Source organism: Tateyamaria sp. Alg231-49, assembly GCF_900143535.1.
In the GTDB taxonomy this organism is placed as follows: Bacteria; Pseudomonadota; Alphaproteobacteria; order Rhodobacterales; family Rhodobacteraceae; genus Tateyamaria.
This window is the reverse complement of sequence record NZ_FRFA01000006.1, coordinates 1-16,628: the sequence shown is the minus strand read 5'-3', so window position 1 is coordinate 16,628 and position 16,628 is coordinate 1. Positions and strand designations below refer to the sequence as shown.

The window sequence follows — 16,628 nt, the reverse complement described above, 5'->3', positions numbered from 1 at the left end:
TGCGCGCCCCGACCAACTGTGTGCGGATGTTTCCAATCCGTGATCATAACCCGTCGGGGCGTATTCCATATGTGACCTACATGCTGATGGCTGCCAATATTGGCATCTTTCTCAGCTATGTGGCCCTTTTAAACAATCCGTTGGCGCTGGAGGTGTTCTTCGATGGGTACGGAGCAATCCCTAAACAGATCAGCGCTGGTGATAGATTCGGCACCCTGATCAGTTCCATGTTCCTGCATGGTGGGTGGATGCACTTGATCGGTAACATGCTGTTTTTGTGGATTTTCGGGGACAATATCGAAGATGAGATGGGACATATCCCCTTCCTCATCTTCTATCTCATCGCCGGGATCGCGGCGGGTTTGATACAGGTGATCTCCGCCCCCGGATCGGACATTCCAACCGTTGGCGCCTCAGGAGCCATCGCAGGGGTTATGGGCAGCTACCTGTTGCTCTTTCCCAAGGCGCGCGTGGACATATTGCTGATCCTTATCATCTTCATCCGCATCTTTCCGATCCCCGCATGGATCATGCTGGCGGTGTGGTTCGGAATGCAATTCGTGGGCGGCATCGGCACTGACGTGTCGGCGGGCGGGGTCGCTTACTGGGCACATGCAGGTGGATTTGTGGCCGGGCTGGTGCTGACACTGCCCCTGTGGCTCAGACGCGGCGGGGTCGGGTTCTGGCGGCGTACCCATGGACATCCGCCCCATCCTGAGGCGGTTTACGCATCCTCCCGCATCCCAAAGGTACGCCGATGAAAGCGTCCTGTCATTGCGGCGCCGTCGTCCTTGAGGTGACGTTGCTCGACGGGCTGGAGACCGCCGGACGCTGCACCTGCTCGTTCTGCCGCCGTCGTGCAGCACCGGCTGTTGTCGCCCGGAAGGGCGATGTTCGCGTTGTGCAAGGCACGGACACGCTGACGTTATATCAATGGGGCACGCAAACGGCGCGGCATCACTTTTGCAAAATCTGCGGCATTTACATGTACCACAACCAGCGGGCCAACCCTGACCACATCGGGGTAAACATGGGCACGCTTGAGGGCGTGAATCCTGCGGAACACGAACCGATCCCGTGGACAGACGGGATCAATCACCCGTCAGATGGCAAACCCTAGGCGCGAATGATCTTTGCGAGTTGTGGAAACATCGGCTCGTTGGCGCAAATGATCTCGCCATCTTCCAGAATGTCGTTGCCGGGTGTCAACGGCTCGGCAAACGCGCCCGCTTCTTTCACGATCAGCAGACCTGCGGCAATGTCCCAAGCATTCAGACGACGTTCCCAATACCCATCATAACGACCTGCGGCCACATAGGCCAAGTCGAGCGCAGCGGCGCCAAACCGGCGAACGCCGGAGCAAACCGGCATCAGGCGGGCCAGTTCCTGCAGGGTTTCCGGGAGATCAGAGCGGCCCCCAAACGGCAAGCCGGTCGAAAACAGCCCCTCGATCATCTTGGAACGTCCGGACACCCGCAAACGGGTGTCGTTCATGAAAGCGCCCTGCCCTTTTTCAGCAAAGAACAGTTCGTCCTTGGCCGGATCATACACGACCCCGGCCACAACCTGTCCTTTGTGTTCAAGCGCAATAGACACAGCCCAGTGGGGCAGCCCGTGCAAAAAGTTCGTGGTGCCATCCAGCGGATCCACGATCCAGCGGCGGGTGGGGTCTTCGCCCGGCTCTTCACCGCCTTCTTCGGCCAACCAGCCATAGGTGGGTCGAGCCGTGCGCAATTCTTCCTTGATGATCGCTTCGGCCGCCAGATCGGCCTTGGAGACGAAATCACCGGCCCCCTTCATCGACACTTGCAGGTTCTCGACCTCGCGAAAGTCCTTGGCCAGTGACCGACCCGCTTTGCGCGCGGCTTTGATCATGATGTTCAGGTTTGCGCTGGCGGCCATTGGGGTGCTCCGAAACGGGATGATGGGATCAAAGGCTGCGCTATACGCCGCATGTGCTACCTTGCCAAGGGGCACGCGACCCTGCACGTTCGGGTTCACGCCTTCAACCACAAGGAATGAGACAAAGATGACGGACCAGATGCAGTACATCACGCTGGCCAGCCGCCCGACTGGTGCGCCGACACTCGACAATTTCGCTTTTGAAACTGCCCCCATTCCTGATCCGGGCCCCGGCGAAGTCGTTGTGCGCGTCCACTACATGTCACTCGACCCTTACATGCGCGGTCGCATGGATGCGGGCAAATCTTACACCGCGGCCACTCAAATCGGTGAAACAATGGGCGCAGGTGGCGTTGGCGAGGTGATCGCCAGCAATGCGGAAGGCTGGAGCGCCGGCGACTTCGCCCTTGGCATGTTCGGCTGGGCAAGCCACGCCGTGCAACCCGCCAAGGCCCTGCGCAAGTTGGACCCAAACGTAGCGCCCCTGACCGCGACGCTTGGGGTTTTGGGCATGCCGGGTTTTACCGGCTGGCACGGTTTGATGGAATACGGACGGCCCAAGGCAGGCGAGACATTGGTCGTGGCCGCCGCCACCGGACCTGTCGGGTCTATGGTCGGGCAACTTGCCAAGTCACTAGGCCTGCGCGCCGTTGGCATCGCAGGCGGCGCAGATAAATGCGCACTTGCCACAGACACCTTTGGCTTTGACGCCTGCCTTGACCACCGCGCCTATCCGGATGCTAAATCCTTGCGCGCAGCGCTCAGCGACGCCTGCCCCAATGGCGTCGATATCTACTTTGAAAATGTAGGGGGCAAAGTGCTTGAGGCCGTGATGCCCTTGATGAACGCCTATGGCCGCGTGCCGGTCTGCGGAATGATATCATGGTACAACGCGGGCGGCCTTGGCGCGGGAGCAGAAGCGACAATGACTGTGCCCGCTCTCTGGCGTGGAATCCTCGTGAACCACCTCAGCGTGCAAGGCTTTATTATCTCAGACTTTTTCCACCGCCTGCCCGAGTTCATTCAGGACGTTGCGCCAAAGGTGCTGAATGGCCAGATCAAGTACATCGAAGATATCACAGAAGGGCTGGAAAACGCACCGGACGCGTTCATCGGCCTGCTGGAAGGCAAAAACCTTGGCAAACTGATCGTCAAACTCGTCTGACGTCACACGTTTTGAAGCTTGCGCGCCTCGATCCGGGCCAATTCGATCAGTTTTTGCATGTAAGGCTTGTCACGCTCCTCGGACCGAACGGCCGCATAAAGGCGTCGGGTCAACCCTGACTTGGTCAAAGGACGGGTGACATAATCGTTCGAATACTTCACCTCGCGCACCACCCAGTCGGGCAGCACGGACACACCGCGGTTTGAAGCGACAAGCAACAGGATGACGGCCGTCAACTCAGCTTGGCGCACCGCCGCGGGTTCCACCTTGGCCGGGATCAGCAACTGACTGAACACATCCAGACGGGTGCGTTCGACCGGATAAGTGATCAACGTCTGCTCGCGGAAATCCTCAGCGTCAATGAACGCCTTTTTCGCGAGAGGATGCGTCGAGGCCGCCACAAAAACTGGTGCGTAATCAAACAGTTCTACAAACTCCACCCCCGGAAGATCCTCAGGGTCAGAGGACACAACCAGATCCACCTCTTCCTTCATCAGCGCCGGAAGCGCGTCAAAGGCCAGACCGGGACGGATGTCCACATCTACATCCGGCCATGTGCGGCGAAATTGCTCAAGCACCGGAAACAACCACTCGAAACATGCGTGGCACTCAATCGCGATGTGCAAACGCCCGGAGGAGCCATCGCGCAAGGATGTAAACTCAGCCTGCAACGCCTCGACCTGCGGCAACACCTGTTCGGCAAGGCGTAAAAGACGCATGCCCGCCGCCGAAAGCTTCAGCGGTTTGGAGCGGCGCACAAACAGTTCCACCCCTGCCTGATCCTCAAGCCCTTTGACCTGATGGCTCAATGCAGACTGCGTGATGTGCAACTGATCCGCCGCACGCGCCAGCCCACCGGCCTCGTGAATGGCCTTGATTGTGCGCAGATGGCGGAACTCGATATGCATACGTACCTCATGTTAATGATGAGAGTTATGAATTTGCTTCATCATACCGCTCTGGTCATACTGGACGCAACCCGCCGAGGAGGCTAATCCAATGACCGCCCTGTCCTTTGAGACCTTTCCACCCAAATCGCTCAATGCGTCCTTTCATTTGTGGGAGACAGTCAAATCGCTAACGCCGCTTTCCCCGCGTTTTGTTTCTGTGACCTACGGCGCGGGTGGCTCGACCCGTGAACTCACGCAGGAAGCTGCACAAACTTTACGCAAAACATCTGGACTGAATGTGGCGGCCCACCTCACTTGCACGGATCAAAGCCGCGCCGAAGTGCTGCGCGTCGCAGAACGCTACAAGGCCTCTGGCATCAACGATATCGTTGCTTTGCGTGGAGATGCGGCCAACGGCGGTAAATTTGTTCCCCATGAAGACGGGTTTGAAAACAGCGTTGAGTTGATCGAAGCGCTTGGCAAAGTCGGTGGTTTCAAGATTCGTGTCGGCGCCTACCCCGACAGTCACCCGGACGCGGCGTCCATGGCGCAAAACATCGACTGGCTGAAAGCAAAGATCGACGCGGGCGCACACGAGGCGATCACGCAGTTCTTTTTCGAAGCAGACACGTTCCTGCGCTTTCGCGATGCCTGTGCGGATGCCGGGATCACCGCCCCCATCACGCCCGGCATCCTGCCGATCAGCAACTGGGCCAACGCCAAGTCCTTTGCAAAACGGTGCGGTACACCCGTCCCTGCGGATATCGCCACTTCGTTCGATCGGGCCACCCGAGATGATCGCGCCGATCTGTTTGCTCTGACCCATTGTGCTGACTTGTGCGACAACCTGATCAGCCAAGGGGTCGACGCGCTCCATTTCTACACGCTCAACCGCCCCGATCTGACACTTCAGGTTTGCCGTGCGTTGGGTCTTGTACCGGCGGCCAGCATTCGCAACGTGGCCTGATCTAACCAAATTTCGGCAGACACATCGCGTGATGGGCATAAGGCAGAGGCTGCTACCGCTTTCAGCGGCCCTGCACTAGACCAGTCAGTCTAATTGACATACGTTCGCGGCAATGATCCCTGCCGGAGAACCCAATGCCCATTGCCACCTCGCCATCCGACCTGCTGAACCAGGATGAATTGCTGTCCATGTCTGGCTTGGATTTCATGACAGGAATTCTGAATGGCACCCTGCCCGGCCCTCCGATTGCAAACACGATGGGCTATAGGCTGCATACCGTCTCGGACGGCAGAGTTACCTTTCGCGGCACTCCGGAATTCAATGTGACCAACCCGATGGGTACGGTTCACGGGGGATGGTATGGAACGCTTTTGGACAGTGCGATGGCCTGCGCCGTGATGACCAAAGTGCCCGCAGGGTCGGTCTATACAACCCTGGAATACAAGATCAACATCACGCGCGGGATCCCTTTGGGGATGACAATAGACTGCATCGGGACAATCGATCATTCGGGACGCTCCACGGGTGTGGCGAAGGGCGAAATCCGCGGGGTCGAGGATGGCAAGCTCTATGCCACAGGATCCACAACCTGCATCATTATGAAGCTCAAATAAGGGACGGTGGGCCGGGCGTGTTTAAACACGCCGCAGGCAGTGTTCAAAGAGCGTCCGCCCCTCGGTTCCGCCGCTTTGACATCCAATCCGACCAGCTTTGGGGTTCTGGTGATTGCGCGACCGAAGGGTGCACGCGTTCCGACGGATCAAGCCCGACCTTGCGTGGCCTACGCGTGATGAACCAGCGGCCAAACCCACGAAATGTTCCCGTGGAAGGCGCACTGGCATCCTGCACAATCCCCTCGGACCACCCTTGCGGCAGCGGCAAATCACAGCTTTCTGCCTGCTCCAGCATCCACACGAACGGAATATTGGAGAGCGGACGCGCCACGTGGAAACCGGTCAGGTGCCCACCGACATCACCATGGGTGCCGCGAAACCACATTTGCACCAGATGTCCGTCCCAATCCTTTGATGTGTCCCACATGACCGGGGCATAGGCGACGCGGGTCTCATTGCGGGCTAGCGCATGGAACCCACGCTTTACCGATTTGCCCAGCGCGTGGTTGTGGAAGGCATGGCGCGGCGCGCTCAGCCGCCACAAATAGGGCATGTTCAGACCCAGTGACTTCACAGTGTCCCACGCCCCAATCATCTCGATCTCAATCGATTCATGACAATTGTTGCGCGCAAAAGTGCGTGCTGCATCCCCATCTGGCGTACATTCGTAGTGGCGATACACGTCACGAACATTGCGCACGGTCGCCGCATCGCTACGCAACAGCCCGACGCGGTCAATGATACCAGCGAGCGAACGCACCGCATAAGCGCCGCGCGAATAGCCAAACAGGTAGATCTTGTCTCCCGGCCGATAGCGTGAGGCCAGATAGCCATAGGCGCGTCTGATCTGGCGATTGATCCCCCGCCCAAACAGCACGTCCCCGGCACGCCGCCATTCGGACCACTGCAACCCAGGTTCGTAGTAGAGCGAAACCTCGTTACCGACCTCGCCAAGCAGGTTGGCCAACAGCCCGGCATTTGTCTCGTCTCCTGGCTCAAGAGACGACATAGTACCGTCAATGATGATCACATGGATTGTTCGCCCGCGTGTGGGCGGATCTACTTGGGCCGCACCTCTGCCAAACCGGCCTTTCAGCCAGTTTGCAATGGTCCTATTCAGCCGCGATTGCATCATCCTTCAGCAATTCCCAAACCTTGAGCGGCGTAAATGGCATATCCACCTGCCGCACGCCGCGTTCCCACAGCGCATCCTGAACTGCGTTGGAGACTGCCGCCAACGCGCCGACAGTTCCGGCCTCGCCGCAGCCCTTCATACCCATGATGTTGGCTGTGGATGGTACCGGCTCTGACGTAAACCCAATCATGGGTACGTCGTCGGCACGGGGCAAGGCATAGTCCATGAACGTTGCTGTGAGCAGTTGGCCATCTTCATCAAAGATCACATGCTCTGTCAGCGCCTGACCAAGGCCTTGAACCACCCCGCCATGCACCTGACCTTCGGCCAGCATCGGATTGATAAGATTGCCAAAATCATCCACGACTGTGTAACGGTCACAAGTTGTCACGCCGGTATCCGGATCGATCACAACTTCTGAAACATGACAGCCGTTGGGGAAGCTGCGCGCCTCCAGTGCGACGCGGCGTTCGTGGACCAGCAGGTCGTCCCGGCCTTTCTCGCGGGCCATGTCGGCGACCTCCAGCATTGTGGGCGTCATGTTCGACCCATCGGCGCGGAACTGTTCATCGTCAAACGTGATCTCGGACGCGGGCACACCCATTTCGTCGGCCAGAAAGGCGGTGAAGGCTTCGGTCATTGCACTGACCGTCGCCAGCGTGGCGTTGTTCTGTGTCGTGACCGAACGTGACCCGCCGGTGCCGCCACCTGTCTTGATCAAATCAGAATCCCCCTGAACCACGTCGATCATATCCACCGGAATCCCGGTCTGATCGCTCAGGAACTGGGTATAAACAGTTTCGTGTCCCTGCCCGTTTGATTGTGTGCCCACATAGATGTTCACGCGGCCTTCATCGGTATATTCAACTTTGGTCGTTTCCGCAGGGTCGCCCAGAATACTTTCGATATAGTAACAAAGCCCCATTCCACGCAGCAGGCCCTTTTCTGCATCGGCTGCCCTGCGCGCTGCAAATCCGGGGATGTCCGCCTCGGTCTCGGTCCGGGTCAACACTTTGTTAAAGTCACCCACATCATAGGTTTCGCCCGTTGTCGTATCGTAGGGAAACTGTTCGGGTTTGATAAAGTTGATGCGGCGCAATTCCAGTGGGTCGACGCCCAACTCACGCGCGGCGCGATCCATGGCACGTTCGAGAATATAGATCGCTTCGGGTCGCCCAGCCCCACGATAGGCATCAACTTGTGTGGTGTTGGTATAGTATCCAATCGAATGGAAGTAGGTGGTCTGCACGTCGTAGACACCCATCAAAACCCGCGAAAACAGTTGCGTTTGAATAGCTTGTGCAAACTGCGAGTTGTAGGCGCCCATGTTGGCCTCGGTCTTGACGCGGTAGGCGGTGATCTTGTTGTTCGCATCAAACGCCAGTTCGGTCAGCGAGGTCAGATCGCGGCCCGCATTGTCACTCAGCATCGCCTCGGTGCGTTCGGACATCCAGCGCACCGGGCGTTTGAGGTCGCGTGCAGCGTGCGCCAACACGAAGTATTCGGGGTACATCATCCCCTTCATGCCAAATCCGCCACCCGTATCCGGGTTCGTGACACGGATCATCTCGGCCTCCACGTCCAACGCTTTGGCCAATTGCCCCTTAGGGCCCCAAACGCCCTGCCCGTTGATCGCGATATGCAGGCGATCCCCCTCCATTTCAGCGTAACAGCCGCGCGGCTCCATCGAATTGACGATAATCCGGTTGTCGCCCACATCCAGCGAGACCACGCGGGCCGCAGCGTCAAAGGCAGCGTCAGTCGCGTCTTTGTCTCCCATGTGCCAGTCGTAGGCGACGTTGTCAGGCGCTTCGGCGTGCAATGTCTGGCCTCCGGCGGACATGTCCATCTTGGCGGGCAGATCGTCGTAATCCAGCATGATCATCTCTGCCGCATCGCGGGCCTGTGCCAGCGTGTCAGCCACGATCATGGCAATCGGTTCGCCGACAAATCGCACTGTATCGCGCGCCAGCATTGGACGTTCGGGGGCCGCCCCTTGTGAGCCATCCCGATTTTTCATGGTGGCCCCGTCCATGCCCACATTCATGCCAGCCGCCTCAAGATCAGCCAACGTGTAGATCGCGTGCACACCGTCAGCCTCTTTGGCGTCGCTCACATCCAGGTCGGTGATCGTTGCGTGCGCAACAGGCGAGCGGAACACAAAGCACTGCAAGGCGCCCTCAGGGGCGATGTCATCCACATACCGCCCCTCACCGGTCAAAAACCGAATGTCTTCACGGCGGGTGACGGGTTGGCTTTTTCCGAACTTGTCCATGGGGGCGCTCCTGCAAAATCTGCGGCATCAGTTGGCTGCGAACCTAGCGGATGTGCCCCCCGAGTCCAGAGCCAGATACGACTAGCGTTTGCCGACCGACGGCACGGTTGTAGCGACCTCGCGAGGCCCAACGTCACCAACCCACCACATACGCCCTGCGACGCCCCGAAACACCTCGACCTGTGTTCCGACGGGATAGGCTTCAAACGGTGCACGGGCTCCACGGGTCATGCTGCTGCCCGCATTCCCTTCTGTGTCCACCCATTGAAGCGCATAGGCAGTGCTGTTTTTGTGTTTCACCTCACGCAGGCCGGTCACCGTGACGTATTCAACCGCGCCAAACTTGCGGGCCCGGATGGCATCTACCGCCTTGCTCCCTTTCCACCACAACACCCCCAGCGTCGCGATCCCAATGGCAAGGGACACCCATCGCATGGTGCGCCCATCCCTCATCGTCTCCCCAATCTCGAACTCTACCCTGCGCGGCGCTTCTGGCAGGTAGCGCACATCTCTGAGCGATCCGATGTCTGAGGTATCGTAGACATATTGCCGAACCTCTTGCCGGACTTCCACAACCTCATCCACCGCCTCAAAGCGCATGGTCAGGTAGTAATCTATCTGCCAACGATCATCGCGGCGGACACGTTGCTGTTGGCGATCAATCACTTCGCCCGTCGTTTCAACGCCGCGAGAGGCAAATGCCAACCCTTTGCGCATTTCGTTCATGCTGATCAGCGAAAAGATCACCGTGAACACAGCCAGAAACACGGGCAACAGCCCGCCCGTGCGCCGCAACATGCGCCAGAACCCCGGCGCGGGGCCATTTGTGAGATCGCTCATGGCAGCACGCTAGCCCAAGGCTACCACACCCAAAACCCCCCTTTCCTTCAGTCAGACACGCGGCTATCTCACGGGCCAAGAGACAAAGGGGGCCAAACGCCATGGCACTGGAAAAATTCAACGCGGCCGAAGTTGAGGCACGTATCTATGCGGACTGGGAAGCACGGGACTGTTTCGCCGCCGGAGCGAACGCGCGCACGGATGCGGCCAGCTACTGCGTGATGATCCCGCCCCCCAACGTCACTGGCGTTTTGCATATGGGCCATGCCTTCAACAACACGCTTCAGGACATTCTGGTGCGCTGGCACCGGATGCGCGGCTTTGACACGCTTTGGCAACCGGGCACGGATCACGCCGGGATCGCTACGCAAATGGTGGTCGAACGGCGTCTTGCTGAAAATCAGGAACCATCGCGCACCGAACTGGGGCGCGAAGCCTTCACGGCGAAAGTCTGGGAATGGAAGGCCGAAAGCGGCGGCACAATTGTATCCCAACTCAAACGGCTTGGTGCCTCCTGCGACTGGTCCCGCGAGGCCTTTACGATGTCCGGCGCTCCAGGCGCACCAGAGGACGTGGCCAAGGGCAACTTCCACGACGCCGTGATCAAAGTGTTCATCGAGATGTTCAACAAGGGCCTGATCTATCGCGGCAAGCGGTTGGTGAATTGGGACCCACATTTCGAAACCGCGATCTCGGATCTCGAAGTCGAGAACATCGAAGTTGCTGGCCACATGTGGCACTTCAAATACCCGCTCGCCGGAGGCGACACCTACACCTACGTCGAGAAAGACGAGGACGGAAACGTCACACTTGAAGAGACCCGCGACTACATCTCAATCGCGACAACCCGGCCCGAAACCATGTTGGGCGACGGGGCTGTGGCGGTTCATCCATCTGACGAGCGTTACGCGCCAATCGTTGGAAAACTGTGCGAAATTCCCGTTGGGCCCAAAGAACACCGCCGCCTGATCCCGATCATCACAGACGAATACCCCGACCCCGATTTTGGGAGCGGCGCGGTGAAGATCACTGGCGCGCATGACTTTAACGACTACCAGGTGGCCAAGCGCGGCAACATCCCGATGTACAACCTGATGGACCCCCGCGCCAACATGCGCAAAGACGGCAAACCATACGCCGAAGAAGCAGCAGTCGCGCAAAGCATCGCCAACGGTGAACAGGAATTCGACGAAATCATGGTGTCCCTCATGAACCTGGTTCCCGACGAATACCGCGGACTGGACCGGTTCGAGGCGCGCAAGCGAGTGGTCGCAGATATCACGGCCGAGGGGTTGGCGGTGATGGAAACCGTCGCCTCCACGGACGAGGACGGGAACGAAATCTCAGAAACCCGTCCTTACGTCGAGAACAAACCGATCATGCAACCGTTTGGCGACCGCTCCAAAGTGGTGATCGAACCTCTGCTGACGGACCAATGGTTTGTAGATACGGACAAGATCGTTGGCCCTGCCCTCGACGCCGTGCGCAACGGCGACGTCAAAATCATACCAGAATCCGGGGAAAAGACTTATTTCCACTGGCTCGAGAACATCGAACCTTGGTGCATCTCGCGGCAGTTGTGGTGGGGCCATCAGATTCCAGTTTGGTATGGCCCCAGCGTCACCCATATCGAAAACGAGGACGGCACGGAATCCGACGAATGGGACACAACCAAGCCTGTCCATTTCTGCGCCGCAAGCCATGAAGAAGCGCTCGACCTTGCAGGTCAGTATTACGGCGGCTCTGGCGCGCGCGGCTTCCTTGTGGATACCGAGGCGCAGAACCCACAAGAGTCCATCAGCCTAAAATATCAGGACGATGGTCAGCCTGTACGTCTTTGGCGCGACCCGGACGTGCTCGATACGTGGTTCTCGTCCGGCCTCTGGCCCATCGGCACGCTCGGCTGGCCGGATGACACGCCCGAACTTGCCAAATACTTCCCCACCTCCGACCTGATCACGGGTCAGGACATCCTGTTTTTCTGGGTGGCGCGGATGATGATGATGCAGTTGGCCGTCGTGGATCAAATCCCTTTCGACACCGTCTACCTGCACGGGCTGGTCCGCGACGCCAAGGGCAAGAAGATGTCCAAATCCACGGGCAACGTTATCGACCCGCTTGACCTGATTGACGAATACGGGGCCGACGCGTTGCGGTTCACCAATGCGGCAATGGCTTCGCTTGGTGGTGCCCTGAAACTCGACACCCAGCGCATTGCTGGTTACCGGAACTTTGGCACCAAACTGTGGAACGCGGCCAGCTACGGCGATATGCGCGGCATTTTCGATCTGCCGCACGCCGACGCGGTGCCCGAAACAAAGCACCCGCTGAATCGTTGGATCAAAGGTGAAATTGCCAAGACCCGCGAGATCGTGGACACAGCCCTCACTGACTACCGTTTCAACGACGCGGCAAACGCCCTCTACGCCTTCACTTGGAACACATTCTGTGACTGGTACCTCGAATTTACCAAGCCGATCTTTGACGAAGGCACGGCCGAGGAAATTGAAGAAACCAAAGCGACCTACGCTTGGGCGCTCGATCAATGTCTGATCCTGCTACATCCCATCATGCCATTCATTACCGAAGAGTTGTGGGGCAAGAAAGAGCGCCCTAAATCACTGATCCATGCTGACTGGCCTACCTACACCACTGATCTGGTCGATCCGACGGCGGACAAAGAACTCAACTGGGTGATCCGACTGATCGAATCCATCCGCTCCGCGCGTGCACAAATGCACGTCCCCGCCGGTGCTTACGTGCCCTTGGTCGTAAAGAGTTTCCAAGAGGATGCCCGCGCGGCCTACGCCCGCAACGAGGCATTGATCAAACGGTTTGCACGGCTCGAAAGCCTGAGCGAAGTTGATGACTTCCCCAAAGGCACAGTTGCATTGGCCGTCTCAGGGGGCACTTTCGGGCTACCGCTCGCAGATGTGATCGACGTGGGCGAAGAGATCGCGCGGCTCGAAAAGACGCTTGGCAAGCTTGGCAAAGAACTGGGCGGTCTACGCGGACGTCTCAAGAACCCCAAATTCGCCGCCAGTGCGCCACCGGAAGTGGTCGAGGAAACGAAAGCAAACCTTGCTCTGCGCGAAGAAGAAGAAGCAAAGCTCAATGAGGCGCTGAACCGCCTGAAAGAACTCGGCTAACCCTTCTCTGATTAAAAAAATCCCGGGGGAGGCGCACAGCGCCGGGGGCAGAGCCCCCACACAGTTCGCCAGATCACCTCTGCCGAGCATTGGCGCACTGCGCGGTAGTGCGCAGCTGTGCTGCTGCGCCGGTTCAATCGAACACAGGCGCACGTTTGGCAAATGTCGCCGCGACAACCTCCATCTGGTCTGGCTTGCCAATCAATTCCGACTGCACACGGCTTTCTTCCAACAGCACGTCGTCGGGTTCATGCGCTTCAGCATAAGCGATCAACGCCTTGGCTGCGCGCAACGCCGAGGGTGACTTGAGCGTCAGACTTTCCGCCAAGCCCATTGCGTGCGCCAGTGGGTCGTCGGCCACTTCTGTGATCAGGCCCCATGCTTCGGCCTGATCTGCCGCGACAGGCTCTGCGGTGTAGGTCAAGCGCCGCAAAACGTCGCTGCGCACCAGACGCGGCAGCAGGACCATGCCCCCCATATCTGGCACAATGCCCCATTTCATCTCCATCACCGCCAGCTTGGCATCAGGCGCCGCAATGCGAATGTCAGCGCCCAGCGCCAGTTGCATCCCAGCGCCGTAGCAGACCCCGTGGATGGCCGCGATCACCGGCACCGGCACGCGGGTCCACACCATGGCAACCTCTTGCCACTGGTTGGTTGTCCCGTCCCCATGGGTCCGCGGCATCAGCAAATCGTTAGGGTCTTTGTCGATCATCGCGCCAAGTCCAGCAATGTCGATCCCGGCACAAAACCCTTTGCCTTCACCTGAAATGACGCACACGCGCGCAGCGCTGGAGGCGACCTCGTGACCCGCCGCAATCAGAGAGTCGATCATGGCCTGGTCAACCGCGTTCATCTTGTCACCGCGCACCAGTCGGACGTGGGCAATGTGGTTCTCATACGTCACGTTCACGCGGGTTGGGTCAATCATCGGTCATTCCTCTTCAGCTGGCATCAACCAATCCTAAGAACGGCCGGTGTTCCAGCAAAACCTTGCGGCACACTGACCTTTGCACATCCTTGCCCCAGGCGCCCACCCGCGCTACCCCTCAGTACATGACTGATCTACGCCTGACCGCCCTCGCCGCGAGCCTGCCTTCGACCGTGCCGTTTGTCGGCCCCGAGGCACAAGAACGAAAGCTTGGCACGCCCTTTCTCGCGCGCCTTGGCGCCAATGAGAACAACTTTGGCCCCTCTCCCCTTGCTTCAGAGGCAATGGCTGCAACGGATGTGTGGAACTACGGCGACCCCGAAAGCTTTGAGTTGCGTGGTGCCCTTGCCGCTCATCTGAACGTTAAGCCCGCCAATATCATGATTGGCGAAGGAATAGACGGGCTCTTGGGCTACCTCGTGCGTTTGTTTGTCGGACCCGGTGACACTGTCGTGACATCCGACGGAGCCTATCCGACCTTCAACTACCACGTTGCGGGGTATGGCGGCGTTTTACACAAAGTGCCTTATGCGAACGATCAAGAGGACCCGCGCGCGCTGTTTGCCAAAGCGCGCGAGACGGGGGCCAAATTGGTTTATCTTGCGAACCCGGACAATCCAATGGGCACGTGGCACAAGGGCGAAACGCTGGTGAGTGCGCTGGATGACCTGCCCCATGGCTGCATATTGGTTTTGGATGAGGCTTATATTGAGTGTTCGCCAAACGGCACCGCCCCTGACATTGCACCAGATGATCCACGAGTGATCCGGCTGCGCACCTTTTCCAAGGTCTATGGTTTGGCCGGTGCGCGGGTCGGCTATGCGATTGGCGTGCCTGACCTCATTGATGCGTTTAACAAGGTGCGAAACCATTTCGGTATGAACCGCGCGGCCCAAGCTGGCGCGCTCGCCGCTTTGGCAGATCAGGCATATCTTGAACAGGTGCGTGGCCAAGTGGCGGCAGCGCGCGACCGTATCGCCGAGATAGCATTGGAAAATGGGCTTACTCCCCTGCCATCAGCCACCAACTTTGTCGCGATTGATTGCGGGCGAGACGGAGCTTTTGCCAAGGCAATTCTTGATGGGCTGATCGCGCGCGGCGTGTTTGTTCGCATGCCCTTTGTCGCCCCGCAGAACCGCTGCATCCGCGTTAGTTGTGGCACCCAGCGTGATCTCGACATCCTTGCCGACGTCCTTCCCAATGCTGTGAGGGATGCGCAAAAGGGCTGACACTGCGGGTTGCGGCATTATAACTTCAGATGTCTGCATCATGTCCGAGGCTGTCATGAACAACAAACCTGTGGGTCGCGCGCCGAATTATACCACGGCTTGTATCGCCATGTTCGGCGTGAATATCACATGGGTGCTGGTTTTGATCTGGGCCTTGTGGGGGCTTATCGCCGCCCTCTTGTTGGCGGTTGGGGTCAACCATCTGATCGAACGAGGGCGCGTTTGGGCCGCGGCGCGTCAGGCCGCTTCGATCCGGCGGGGCAAGCATATTTAGGTGTCCCACGATGGGACAGGCTGCGCGTGACACCTTTTCAATGGGTTACAGAGGCGGCTTAACCAATTGTTCAGACTTGCCCCACGGGAGGCGCCACTTTTTCTGAGCGGATTTGCTGCTTTTTTGACCGTAGATCGGTGTTGAAATAGGGTCACGGGTGACTGCATCGGGCCCAGAGCAAGACCCCTGCCCCCGCTTCGTTTAACCTACCAGATCATTTAGGCTCTGGACCTATGAAACGACCGGAAGCAAATGTACGCTGCCTGGCTCTTCAATGACCAATTTGCGGGGCGAAGCCGCCGTTCGCTGCGGAGCATCACAGGCAGGGCGTATGAGTGTCTGCTACGCGGGACAGTTTTGACCTTCGTCACGATCATTAAAACGAGCGAATACGGCCAATATACGGATTGGAAGGTAGACCTCTGTCTTCGAATTCCCTAACTTTCAATGCTGTTGAGGTGGATCATCTGCTTTGAGGGCTTCGGGAGTAAAGATATGTACCGTTTGGTGTTGATGTCGTCGATTTTGATTGGAATCTTAGGCATTTCCGCGAATTCGCAACCGCTTGAAGAGGACGGTAAGGCCTTCAACCCCTACAGCGAAACGGCCTTGGCGATTACCGGGCCGGTGATTTTGTCCACAAAGCGCATGGTCTTTGAGACAGGCGCGTTTCTCGAGCTCAATCTTGTTGAGCAAGCCGCTTCGGGTAGTTGGGGAATTTCCGGCGACGTACCTGCGGCTCAAGTATTTCGCGTTAAGGGAGACGCAGGGTCCCTTCGGCGGGGGAACACAGCCTGCGGTGCCGGGACGGTCACCTATTTAGCGGCTTGGGAAGAGGAGCTTTCTGGGTCAAATTATCTAGGTATTGCAATGTTCACCGGTACTGAAATACCGACTGGTGCTATTGAAGAGGGGACCTGTGCGACCTTTTACTATTCGATCGATCTAGCCAGATAATTCTACACTCGCTTTTGCCCCCGACTTAAGATCCGAAAATTTTCGAACAGCACTCAATCTGGTTATCACCGTCAGTTTTGGGCTTGTCTTATGCTTTCCTTATCGATCTGCAAAGATTGAGCCACTGCCGGCCAAGCCATTTATGGCTGGCAGTGGTGGCGGCTGGATCGCTTTGGGCTTGGTCGTGAGGGACCGTTTTCGAGTATGGTCAGCCGCCGTCTTCGCATGAGGCCTGAACGGATACGCAAGCTGGATTTTTCATGGGCTTGCATGACAAGCATAGGACATGACGATGATGAC

The 16,628-nt window shown here is 58.2% G+C and carries 15 protein-coding genes; 9 read left to right on the top strand and 6 right to left on the bottom strand.

All coding sequences use genetic code 11. From position 1 onward, the window contains the following. Window positions 1–26: 26 nt before the first annotated feature. Together DHN60_RS10715 and DHN60_RS10710 are read left to right on the top strand one after the other, a co-directional pair. Entirely contained in the window at window positions 27–761 is a 735-nt protein-coding gene (locus DHN60_RS10715) for a rhomboid family intramembrane serine protease (RefSeq protein WP_108837313.1), read from the top strand. Then, complete coding sequence (locus tag DHN60_RS10710; RefSeq protein WP_108837312.1) at window positions 758–1,120, top strand: GFA family protein; 363 nt, start codon at window positions 758–760, stop codon at window positions 1,118–1,120. The genes DHN60_RS10715 and DHN60_RS10710 overlap by 4 nt, the downstream gene beginning before the upstream one ends. On the opposite strand, the gene DHN60_RS10705 is transcribed toward DHN60_RS10710, so the two are convergent. Beyond that, entirely contained in the window at window positions 1,117–1,902 is a 786-nt protein-coding gene (locus DHN60_RS10705; protein WP_108837527.1) for an inositol monophosphatase family protein, read from the bottom strand. The two genes, DHN60_RS10710 and DHN60_RS10705, sit on opposite strands and share 4 nt — an antisense overlap. 127 nt (window positions 1,903–2,029) lie before the next feature. Here DHN60_RS10705 and DHN60_RS10700 point away from each other — a divergent pair, with 127 nt between their 5' ends. Then, the gene (locus tag DHN60_RS10700) at window positions 2,030–3,067 is read left to right on the top strand and encodes an NADP-dependent oxidoreductase (protein ID WP_108837311.1); all 1,038 of its coding nucleotides are present in this window, start codon (window positions 2,030–2,032) and stop codon (window positions 3,065–3,067) included. A gap of 2 nt (window positions 3,068–3,069) precedes the next feature. On the opposite strand, the gene DHN60_RS10695 is transcribed toward DHN60_RS10700, so the two are convergent. After that, window positions 3,070–3,975, bottom strand: coding sequence for a LysR family transcriptional regulator (locus tag DHN60_RS10695; RefSeq protein WP_108837310.1), 906 nt, complete (start codon window positions 3,973–3,975; stop codon window positions 3,070–3,072). 91 nt (window positions 3,976–4,066) lie between these two features. Here DHN60_RS10695 and metF point away from each other — a divergent pair, with 91 nt between their 5' ends. Continuing rightward, the gene (gene metF / locus DHN60_RS10690) at window positions 4,067–4,924 is read left to right on the top strand and encodes a methylenetetrahydrofolate reductase [NAD(P)H] (protein ID WP_108837309.1); all 858 of its coding nucleotides are present in this window, start codon (window positions 4,067–4,069) and stop codon (window positions 4,922–4,924) included. Window positions 4,925–5,058: 134 nt separating this feature from the next. Further along, on the top strand, window positions 5,059–5,538 hold the full coding sequence (locus DHN60_RS10685) for a PaaI family thioesterase (protein WP_108837308.1): 480 nt from the start codon (window positions 5,059–5,061) through the stop codon (window positions 5,536–5,538). A 43-nt stretch (window positions 5,539–5,581) separates the two neighbouring features. Here the strand turns inward: DHN60_RS10685 and DHN60_RS10680 are convergent, their stop codons facing one another. The 3 genes from DHN60_RS10680 to DHN60_RS10670 all read right to left on the bottom strand — a co-directional run bounded on the left by DHN60_RS10680 (window position 5,582) and on the right by DHN60_RS10670 (window position 9,788). Beyond that, complete coding sequence (locus tag DHN60_RS10680) at window positions 5,582–6,673, bottom strand: DUF2235 domain-containing protein (RefSeq protein WP_108837307.1); 1,092 nt, start codon at window positions 6,671–6,673, stop codon at window positions 5,582–5,584. Continuing rightward, window positions 6,651–8,948 carry a xanthine dehydrogenase family protein molybdopterin-binding subunit gene (locus tag DHN60_RS10675; protein ID WP_108837306.1) on the bottom strand — a complete coding sequence of 766 codons (2,298 nt, stop codon included), beginning with the start codon at window positions 8,946–8,948 and terminating at the stop codon, window positions 6,651–6,653. The genes DHN60_RS10680 and DHN60_RS10675 overlap by 23 nt, the downstream gene beginning before the upstream one ends. 81 nt (window positions 8,949–9,029) lie before the next feature. Continuing rightward, on the bottom strand, window positions 9,030–9,788 hold the full coding sequence (locus DHN60_RS10670; RefSeq protein WP_108837305.1) for a DUF3592 domain-containing protein: 759 nt from the start codon (window positions 9,786–9,788) through the stop codon (window positions 9,030–9,032). Between the two features lie 101 nt (window positions 9,789–9,889). Between DHN60_RS10670 and DHN60_RS10665 the strand changes: the two genes are divergently transcribed. Further along, window positions 9,890–12,937, top strand: coding sequence for a valine--tRNA ligase (locus DHN60_RS10665; protein ID WP_108837304.1), 3,048 nt, complete (start codon window positions 9,890–9,892; stop codon window positions 12,935–12,937). Between the two features lie 133 nt (window positions 12,938–13,070). Here DHN60_RS10665 and DHN60_RS10660 read toward each other — a convergent pair whose 3' ends face one another. Next, entirely contained in the window at window positions 13,071–13,868 is a 798-nt protein-coding gene (locus DHN60_RS10660) for a crotonase/enoyl-CoA hydratase family protein (RefSeq protein ID WP_108837303.1), read from the bottom strand. 125 nt (window positions 13,869–13,993) lie between these two features. Here DHN60_RS10660 and DHN60_RS10655 point away from each other — a divergent pair, with 125 nt between their 5' ends. From DHN60_RS10655 to DHN60_RS10645, 3 genes are all read left to right on the top strand, one after another. Continuing rightward, window positions 13,994–15,097, top strand: coding sequence for a pyridoxal phosphate-dependent aminotransferase (locus tag DHN60_RS10655; protein ID WP_108837302.1), 1,104 nt, complete (start codon window positions 13,994–13,996; stop codon window positions 15,095–15,097). 40 nt (window positions 15,098–15,137) lie between these two features. Next, window positions 15,138–15,371 (top strand): hypothetical protein, encoded by a 234-nt coding sequence (locus DHN60_RS10650; RefSeq protein ID WP_108837526.1) that lies wholly within the window; start codon window positions 15,138–15,140, stop codon window positions 15,369–15,371. A gap of 495 nt (window positions 15,372–15,866) precedes the next feature. After that, window positions 15,867–16,328 carry a hypothetical protein gene (locus tag DHN60_RS10645; RefSeq protein ID WP_159089178.1) on the top strand — a complete coding sequence of 154 codons (462 nt, stop codon included), beginning with the start codon at window positions 15,867–15,869 and terminating at the stop codon, window positions 16,326–16,328. The last annotated feature ends 300 nt before the right edge of the window (window positions 16,329–16,628 follow it).

Bases quoted from the DNA above. Each gene is read 5' to 3' on its own strand.
- DHN60_RS10680 (WP_108837307.1), bottom strand. From the start codon at position 6,673: ATGATGCAATCGCGGCTGAATAGGACCATTGCAAACTGGCTGAAAGGC.
- DHN60_RS10685 (WP_108837308.1), top strand. From the start codon at position 5,059: ATGCCCATTGCCACCTCGCCATCCGACCTGCTGAACCAGGATGAATTG.
- DHN60_RS10660 (WP_108837303.1), bottom strand. From the start codon at position 13,868: ATGATTGACCCAACCCGCGTGAACGTGACGTATGAGAACCACATTGCC.
- DHN60_RS10645 (WP_159089178.1), top strand. From the start codon at position 15,867: ATGTACCGTTTGGTGTTGATGTCGTCGATTTTGATTGGAATCTTAGGC.
- DHN60_RS10655 (WP_108837302.1), top strand. From the start codon at position 13,994: ATGACTGATCTACGCCTGACCGCCCTCGCCGCGAGCCTGCCTTCGACC.
- DHN60_RS10700 (WP_108837311.1), top strand. From the start codon at position 2,030: ATGACGGACCAGATGCAGTACATCACGCTGGCCAGCCGCCCGACTGGT.
- DHN60_RS10675 (WP_108837306.1), bottom strand. From the start codon at position 8,948: ATGGACAAGTTCGGAAAAAGCCAACCCGTCACCCGCCGTGAAGACATT.
- DHN60_RS10665 (WP_108837304.1), top strand. From the start codon at position 9,890: ATGGCACTGGAAAAATTCAACGCGGCCGAAGTTGAGGCACGTATCTAT.
- DHN60_RS10705 (WP_108837527.1), bottom strand. From the start codon at position 1,902: ATGGCCGCCAGCGCAAACCTGAACATCATGATCAAAGCCGCGCGCAAA.
- DHN60_RS10650 (WP_108837526.1), top strand. From the start codon at position 15,138: ATGTCCGAGGCTGTCATGAACAACAAACCTGTGGGTCGCGCGCCGAAT.
- DHN60_RS10715 (WP_108837313.1), top strand. From the start codon at position 27: ATGTTTCCAATCCGTGATCATAACCCGTCGGGGCGTATTCCATATGTG.
- DHN60_RS10695 (WP_108837310.1), bottom strand. From the start codon at position 3,975: ATGCATATCGAGTTCCGCCATCTGCGCACAATCAAGGCCATTCACGAG.
- DHN60_RS10710 (WP_108837312.1), top strand. From the start codon at position 758: ATGAAAGCGTCCTGTCATTGCGGCGCCGTCGTCCTTGAGGTGACGTTG.
- DHN60_RS10670 (WP_108837305.1), bottom strand. From the start codon at position 9,788: ATGAGCGATCTCACAAATGGCCCCGCGCCGGGGTTCTGGCGCATGTTG.
- metF (WP_108837309.1), top strand. From the start codon at position 4,067: ATGACCGCCCTGTCCTTTGAGACCTTTCCACCCAAATCGCTCAATGCG.